The sequence below is a fragment of the Neobacillus cucumis genome (genome assembly GCF_002860255.1).
GTDB lineage: Bacteria > Bacillota > Bacilli > Bacillales > Cytobacillaceae > Neobacillus > Neobacillus cucumis_A.
Map to the genome: position 1 here is coordinate 23,949 of NZ_PGVE01000057.1, position 7,075 is coordinate 31,023.

A 7,075-nucleotide genomic window follows, 5' to 3' on the forward strand; every position below is an offset into this window, starting at 1 on the left:
ACCTGCTAAGGAGTTGAGCTTATATGTTTTCGAATATTGGTATTCCCGGTTTAATCCTTATCCTTGTGATCGCACTGATTATTTTCGGACCTTCTAAGCTGCCGGAAATCGGCCGCGCTTTTGGACGGACGCTATCCGAATTTAAATCGGCGACAAAGGAATTAGTTTCTAGTGATGAAAAAGAGGAAGAGAAAAAGCCTGCTTTAACTGCAGTAAAAAAGGAAGGATAAAAGGGGTTTCGTTTTAAAGAAGCGGACGGGGAAACTCGTCCCTTTTTTTACGGATTTAAAAGGAGGACTTTATAGTGGACGGTAAAGAATTGCATGTGATGGGGCACTTAGATGAATTGCGTGGAAGGTTAATAAAAACCTTGTTAGCCTTTATCCTATTTTTTATTATTAGTTTTATCTATGTTGAAAATATCTATCAATGGCTCATTAGGGATCTGGATCAGAAGCTGGCAGTTCTTGGACCCAGTGATATTTTGTGGGTTTACATGATGATTGCGGTTGTTTTCTCGACAGCAGGGGTCATTCCGGTTGCTGCTTATCACATTTGGAGGTTTGTGGTACCTGCTTTAACTCGAGAGGAACGAAGGGTCACATTAGGATTTATTCCCTTTCTTTTTCTGTTATTTATCATTGGGATGGCGTTTGGCTATTTTGTATTGTTCCCTACGGTTTTAGGATTTCTAACCTCTTTATCTAAGGGTCAATTCGAAACCCTGTTCACTGCCGAAAAATATTTTCGCTTTATGCTGAATCTTACGCTCCCCTTCGGATTATTGTTTGAAATGCCTTTAGTGGTTATTTTTTTAACGAAATTAGGAATCTTAAATCCTTTAAGACTAGCCAAAGCTCGTAAAATTTCCTACTTTGGCTTGATTGTGATATCCATTGTGGTGACACCACCAGATTTCATGTCGGACATCCTCGTTACCGTTCCACTACTCATTCTTTATGAATTGAGTGTAAGCTTATCAAAAATCGTCTATCGAAAAAGGTTAGTAAATCAAGAGCAGAGGGACGGTTCTCATGCTTCGGAAGCATGAGAACCGTCCCCTTGTTTCCATTTCATTTTTGATAGGAAGACGCCCATTTCGTAGAGTGCGATTAGTGGTACCAGGACAATTAGTTGTGAGAAGAAGTCTGGTGGGGTGATGATGGCTGATACCACTGCTAACGCGATATAGGCGTATTTTCGAATTGTTCCTAAAGAGGAGGGTGTGATGACTCCGATGGTGGTTAAGAATAAGAGCACCAGTGGCACCTCGAATAAAAATCCGAACGGAATCGTGAACATTAATAGAAACGAAAAGTATTCCTTGGCTGAAATGAACATTTTGAAATGTTCCTGCCCCATTTCAATCAGGAAGTGATAGATGGTTGGAAAGATCACGAAATATCCGAATAATAGTCCGCAAATAAAGCTCAAACTAATCGCCGGCAGAAACTTCACAGCTGCATTCCGTTCTTTTTCCGTAAGGGCGGGCCTTACAAACAGCCAGAGTTGATGGGCGATAAAAGGCAGTGACAAACCCAGACTGACACTAGCAGCGATCCCTGTGTAAAGCCGGATCACATCAAGCGGTCCCATCATCACGAGCTCGTGATGCTGCGTGATGATGGGAACCAGCTTGTTGATGAAAAGCAGGGAGGCTGCGAAACAAAGAACGAAAAATACCAGAGAGCGGAGCAGTGACTTTCTTAGGTCAATCAAATGCTCGACAAGGGGTTGTTCTTCCGCATCCATTTAGCTTCCTCCTTACTCTTTTAGCAGGCTTTGCTTATCGTTATCGGCGCTTGAGGCGCTTGAGACGCTTGAGACGGTGTCCTTATCGTGATCATCCATAATATCTTTGGCTGACTTTTTAAACTCTGATAATGTTTTTCCGAACGCTGAACCAATCTCCGGCAGCTTTTTTGGACCAAATACAATCAATGTAATTACGAGAATAATAATTAATCCTGGTATACCAATTCCTGAGAATCCCATCAATATTCGCTCCTTTTTAATATTATTAGTATTTAAATCAAAGTCTTTGAGAATTGTCCAGCTTCAGGCGCCATCGGCTCGAGGTCACAAGCCAATCCGTCCAAAAGGTTAAAGAACAACCTTTCGACCGGCTCGTCTTGTGCATGTCGCCGATAGACGGGCGCCTTGCGCTTTTCTTTTTATACTAAGATTCCGCCTTGCTTGCTGTATTTTATAATCCCCTCTGAAGCCCGATAGGCAAGGGCGCCAACAGTATCGGTCGGATTGTAGCCACCGTTGTGCGGAAAGGCCGATGCACCTACCACAAAAACATTCTCCGCATCCCACATTTGCAAATAGTTATTAACGGCCGAAGTTCCAGGATCAGCCCCCATGATGACGCCGCCTGTATTATGCGTCGTCTGGTATGGGACAATATCATAATGTTCGAGTGTCTTACGGTCATTGATTTTGGAAGCACCCATTTCCTTCATTATTTTGTCCGTCTGTTTTCCGATAAAGTCATACAAATTTTTATCCTGTTCCGTAAAATCATAGGTCAAACGTAATAGGGGCTGTCCATAGGCATCCTTATAGGTTGGATCCAAGTCCAGATAATTCATCTTAGCTGGCATCGATGCTCCTTGTGCACCGATATTGATGGAACGGGTAAAATATTTAAGGGAGGCTTGTTTAAATTCTTTTCCCCAGCTTGGCACATCACTTGGAACCGGATTGTGCTGAATCGCACGGTAGCCCGATTGATTCAGGGTAATCGATCCACCGTGAATAAAATTAAGGTTGGAATGGTCAAAGTTATCTCCATTAAAATCATCCAGAGTGGCCCCGAGTGCCCCTGCACCCATGAAGGTGTTAAACTCTTCATCCTCAAAGAAGCCTGTGGTACCAGGGAGGATTTGATAACAATAGTTTTTGCCGATGACGCCTTCTCCAGTGTTGGGATCATAAGGTCTTCCAAGTTTCGAGTTTAATAGAAGGCGGGCATTGTTCATGACATAACTTGTGACGACGACGATTTCTGCAGGCTGCTCGAACTCCTCATTTGTTTGCACATCTATGTAGCGGACACCCGTTGCTTTTTTGCCATCATGAAGAATTTGGGTAACATTGGAGTAAGTCCTGTATTCAAAGTTTCCCGTATTTTTTGCAAAAGGAATCACCGCAACAGTTGGATCCGCTTTTGCCCCATACTCACAGCCAAACCGCTCACAAAAACCGCAGTATTGGCAAGGAGACATTTTGGCTCCATACGGGTTTTCATAAGGCTTTGTCATATTTGCTGATGGCATCTGGTAGGGATGAAGTTTCAGATTCTTCGCGGCTTTTTTAAAACGGTCCGTCAAGGGTGTGTCTTTCATCGGCGGATTGGGGTAAGGATTGGAGCGTTTTCCCGCAAATGGATTTTCTTCCCCGCCGATACCGGCTGTTTTTTCATATTTATCATAATAGGGTTCCAGTTGATCATAGGAAATACCCCAATCTTGAATCTGTAAATCTTTCACTTTATTCGCCCCGTATTTTTTGATCGTTTGTGTTTTAATTTCAAAATCATAAGGCAGGAAGCGGAAGGTATGTCCATTCCAGTGAACCCCTGCACCCCCAAGGCCTTCACCGAGCAGGAAGGATCCCAGCTGCCTCATGGGCAGTGCCTGTTCTTTTAGTGTGTTGCGGAAGGTGACGGTTTCTTTTGATAAATCCTGCATTAATTCGTAGCGGATTCCATATCTGAGTTCATCGTGAACCATGGTATAGTCTTTGATGCTTCGTTCTCTTCCGCGCTCTAAGCCTATTACTTTTAGTCCTTGTTTTCCAAGTTCGGCCGCGATAATTCCGCCTGCCCAGCCGACACCCACAATCACTACATCTGTTTTTGGTAATTGTTTTGCCATTTCTAATCCTCCGTCATTCGATTCATCATGAGTTAAAATGTTTGTTTAAGCTTTGAGGTTTGATGGTTTGGAATTTTTTCGATTCGATCTGCTGGATATAGGCCATTTGGCTGCCAGGGAATTTTTTCATTTTCCAGCCCTCCATGTCGCGGTTTCCGCCATACAATGGATCTGAATATACCCCTTCTAGGGTAAGTGCCCGGAGAATGTTGAAAAATGTTTTGGATGTTACCCCTTTTAGCGGGACTTTACCATCTGCGAATGCTTTTAGAACCGTGTCCTTTTGGTCGTCTGTGATGTCTGGGAAGTCCTTTTTGTATTGACTTTGGCTGTAGGATTGTAACCCTGCGAGGCCTACGTCAAATACTTGGTGACGTTTAAGCGGTGACTGATAGCCTTGGAAGTTGGATCCCGGTGCAAAAGGACCTTGCATATATTCCCTTGCATTATGGCCATAGGCCCCTGCTAGTTGATGGTCAATGAAGAAATGAACGCCAAGCCCAGTTGCGCCCGGTCCGTTTTCGTCTTCAGGATAGATTCGGTCGATGGCTGCTTTGAGTACTTCGAATTGGGCCGGATTCGTGAAATACATAAAGGCGTGGTTGTAGGATTCGTCTGCCACGCTTTTGGTTTGGGTAGTGGTTGTGGTGGCTGTCTTTGAACCAAAGATGTCTCTGCCAACGATTCCCCCCAGGCCTCCTAGAAGCCCTCCTCCGATTAGCCCGCCTGCTACATAACTGGAATTTTGGATGAATTTCCGTCGAGACAATGAGCTTTTTGTCTTCTGTGCCATTTGCGTCCTCCTCAGTTGGATAAATTTTTCCTCTCCTTCCTGTAGCTTCCACACTATTGATTTACTAAACCTATTTTCTAGAAAAAAATTAATTTCTCATGGAATTCTAATGGTACTGCAGCTGTGAAAAAAATAATGAGAAGTTAGGATTGGTTGGCGAGAAGTAGATTTGGGTAAGAGGGGAGGTAATGAGCTGGAGCGTGTCTGAATAGATGGTAGATTCGGACAAGAAGGGAGGGGAAAAGCAGGTGCAATAAAGGAAGCACGAGAACCGTCCCCGTGCTTCCTTGAATTACATAGTTAATTTTCTGCAAGCTTCCGCACATTTTGAACAAGCCTCAGCACACTTTTGACAATGTTCATGCTGATGTTTTTTACACTCGCTTCCACATGCTTCGCAAATTGTTGCACACACTTGGGCTAACTCAGAAATAAATGGCGTTTCTCTGCTAATCGCCTGCTCTAAATAAGCACAAATATCCGCACATTCTCTGTCTAGGCGAATACATTCCTCCATCATGTTCATATCTTCTTCCTTGAGGCAAGCGTCGTAACAGTGATTACATGCAACCATACATTCATGTAGTGCTTCAATGACTGATTCATTTTGCTCATGTGACATCAAATAAAAACCTCCTTGAAATTTTTGCTACGTATATTACATTACCCGAGCTTTATGAGGTAAAACGTCTATTGTATTTCAATTATCATCCATGACATGCAATGGCAATGGGAAGCTGTTCCCTACTTAGAAGCACGAGAACCGTCCCCGTGCTTCCCAAATTGGTCATAATCCTTTATACTTTGTTTTGTTAACAACGGCCCCGACTTTCATGAGAGTTTGAAAGTCAAAAACAAAACAAATACCAAAGGAGAGGTTCTAGATTTGAATTTAAGTACAATTAAATATTCTTGGTTTGGAAACGTCAAGGGAGATATTCTTTCAGGAATCGTGGTTGCTATGGCATTAATTCCAGAGGCCATTGCCTTTTCCCTCATTGCTGGTGTAGACCCAATGGTGGGATTATATGCTTCGTTCTGTATTGCCGTTACCATTGCTTTTGTTGGTGGAAGACCTGGGATGATTTCAGCTGCTACGGGTGCAACAGCCTTATTAATGGGTTCCTTAGTTAAAGAGCATGGGTTGCAATATCTACTTGCAGCAACCATATTAACGGGTGTCCTCCAAATCATTATGGGAGCTTTGAAGTTAGGGCGTTTAATGAAATTTGTCCCACGTTCGGTTATGACGGGATTTGTTAATGCACTTGCGATTTTAATCTTTATGGCTCAATTAGTTCATTTTAAAGGTGCAACATGGCAAATGTATGCTATGGTTGCTGGAGCTTTAGCGATTATTTATATTCTCCCTCGATTTACAAAATCTGTTCCATCACCATTAGTAGCCATTCTTGTGATCACCGCTATTTCTATCTTTACTGTCAGTGATGTTCGAACGGTTGGAGATATAGGTGAATTAACGTCGAAATTACCTGTATTTTTAATTCCTGACATCCCATTTAACTTCGAGACGTTGCAAATTATTTTTCCTTATGCTATATCCATCGCCGTTGTAGGATTAGTGGAAACCCTGTTAACTGCTTCTATTGTGGATGATATGACGGATACTGAAAGTGATAAAAATAAAGAAGCTCGTGGTCAAGGGATTGCAAACATCGTATCTGGTTTGTTTGGTGGGATGGCTGGATGTGCCATGATTGGACAATCAGTCATTAATGTGAAGTCTGGCGGTAGAGGACGCTTATCTACGTTTGTTGCCGGTGCCTTCCTATTAACACTCATTGTATCGCTTCAGGGGTTTCTCGTAAAAATTCCAATGGCAGCACTGGTAGGTGTTATGTTTATGGTTTCCATCGGAACATTTGATTGGTCGAATCTAAAAACAATTAAAAAAGTACCGATTACAGATACAATTGTTATGATCGTGACCGTTATTACTGTGGTAAAGACTGATAACTTATCGTTAGGCGTTTTAGTGGGAGTCATCTTAAGTGCGATTTTCTTTGCATCAAAGATTTCAAAAGTAAAAGTAACCAGTCTTTCTGCAAAGGGTTCTCATAAGAAGGTTTATCATGTTTCTGGTCAACTTTTCTTTGCTTCCGTCACAGACTTTGTCAACAGTTTTGATTATAAAGAGGACGTCAATGAAATTGAATTAGATTTATCCAATGCTCACCTCTGGGATGACTCGGCTGTTGGTGCCATTGATAAGGTGGTTATTAAATACCATCAAAACGGTGTCAAAGTGAATCTCAAAGGATTAAATACGGAAAGTAATAAACTGATTGATCAAATTGCCGTTCATAACAAGCCTGGTGGACTGGAGAAAGTGGCTAGTCATTAATCAAGTTTAAGAACACTATCATTCTTATATAAA

Annotated in this window: 8 protein-coding genes; 3 read left to right on the forward strand and 5 right to left on the reverse strand. The window is 42.3% G+C overall.

The features are described 5' to 3' along the window. Positions 1-23 precede the first annotated feature (23 nt). Both CVD27_RS15010 and tatC (CVD27_RS15015) read left to right on the forward strand, forming a co-directional pair. The gene (locus CVD27_RS15010; RefSeq protein WP_101648721.1) at positions 24-230 is read left to right on the forward strand and encodes a twin-arginine translocase TatA/TatE family subunit; all 207 of its coding nucleotides are present in this window, start codon (positions 24-26) and stop codon (positions 228-230) included. Between the two features lie 74 nt (positions 231-304). Beyond that, on the forward strand, positions 305-1,051 hold the full coding sequence (gene tatC / locus CVD27_RS15015; RefSeq protein WP_101648722.1) for a twin-arginine translocase subunit TatC: 747 nt from the start codon (positions 305-307) through the stop codon (positions 1,049-1,051). Here tatC (CVD27_RS15015) and tatC (CVD27_RS15020) read toward each other — a convergent pair. From tatC (CVD27_RS15020) to CVD27_RS15040, 5 genes are all read right to left on the reverse strand, one after another. Continuing rightward, positions 1,033-1,752, reverse strand: a complete 720-nt coding sequence (gene tatC, locus CVD27_RS15020; protein WP_101648723.1) for a twin-arginine translocase subunit TatC — start codon at positions 1,750-1,752, stop codon at positions 1,033-1,035. The genes tatC (CVD27_RS15015) and tatC (CVD27_RS15020) overlap by 19 nt on opposite strands. A 12-nt stretch (positions 1,753-1,764) precedes the next feature. After that, positions 1,765-1,995 (reverse strand): twin-arginine translocase TatA/TatE family subunit, encoded by a 231-nt coding sequence (tatA, locus tag CVD27_RS15025; RefSeq protein ID WP_101648724.1) that lies wholly within the window; start codon positions 1,993-1,995, stop codon positions 1,765-1,767. Between the two features lie 179 nt (positions 1,996-2,174). After that, on the reverse strand, positions 2,175-3,884 hold the full coding sequence (locus CVD27_RS15030; RefSeq protein ID WP_101648725.1) for a GMC family oxidoreductase: 1,710 nt from the start codon (positions 3,882-3,884) through the stop codon (positions 2,175-2,177). Between the two features lie 25 nt (positions 3,885-3,909). Further along, positions 3,910-4,677, reverse strand: coding sequence for a gluconate 2-dehydrogenase subunit 3 family protein (locus CVD27_RS15035; RefSeq protein ID WP_101648726.1), 768 nt, complete (start codon positions 4,675-4,677; stop codon positions 3,910-3,912). Positions 4,678-4,969: 292 nt separating this feature from the next. Next, entirely contained in the window at positions 4,970-5,299 is a 330-nt protein-coding gene (locus CVD27_RS15040) for a four-helix bundle copper-binding protein (RefSeq protein WP_101648727.1), read from the reverse strand. A 264-nt stretch (positions 5,300-5,563) separates the two neighbouring features. On the opposite strand from CVD27_RS15040, the gene CVD27_RS15045 reads away from it, so the two are divergent. Then, the gene (locus CVD27_RS15045; protein ID WP_101648728.1) at positions 5,564-7,042 is read left to right on the forward strand and encodes a SulP family inorganic anion transporter; all 1,479 of its coding nucleotides are present in this window, start codon (positions 5,564-5,566) and stop codon (positions 7,040-7,042) included. Positions 7,043-7,075: the final 33 nt, after the last annotated feature.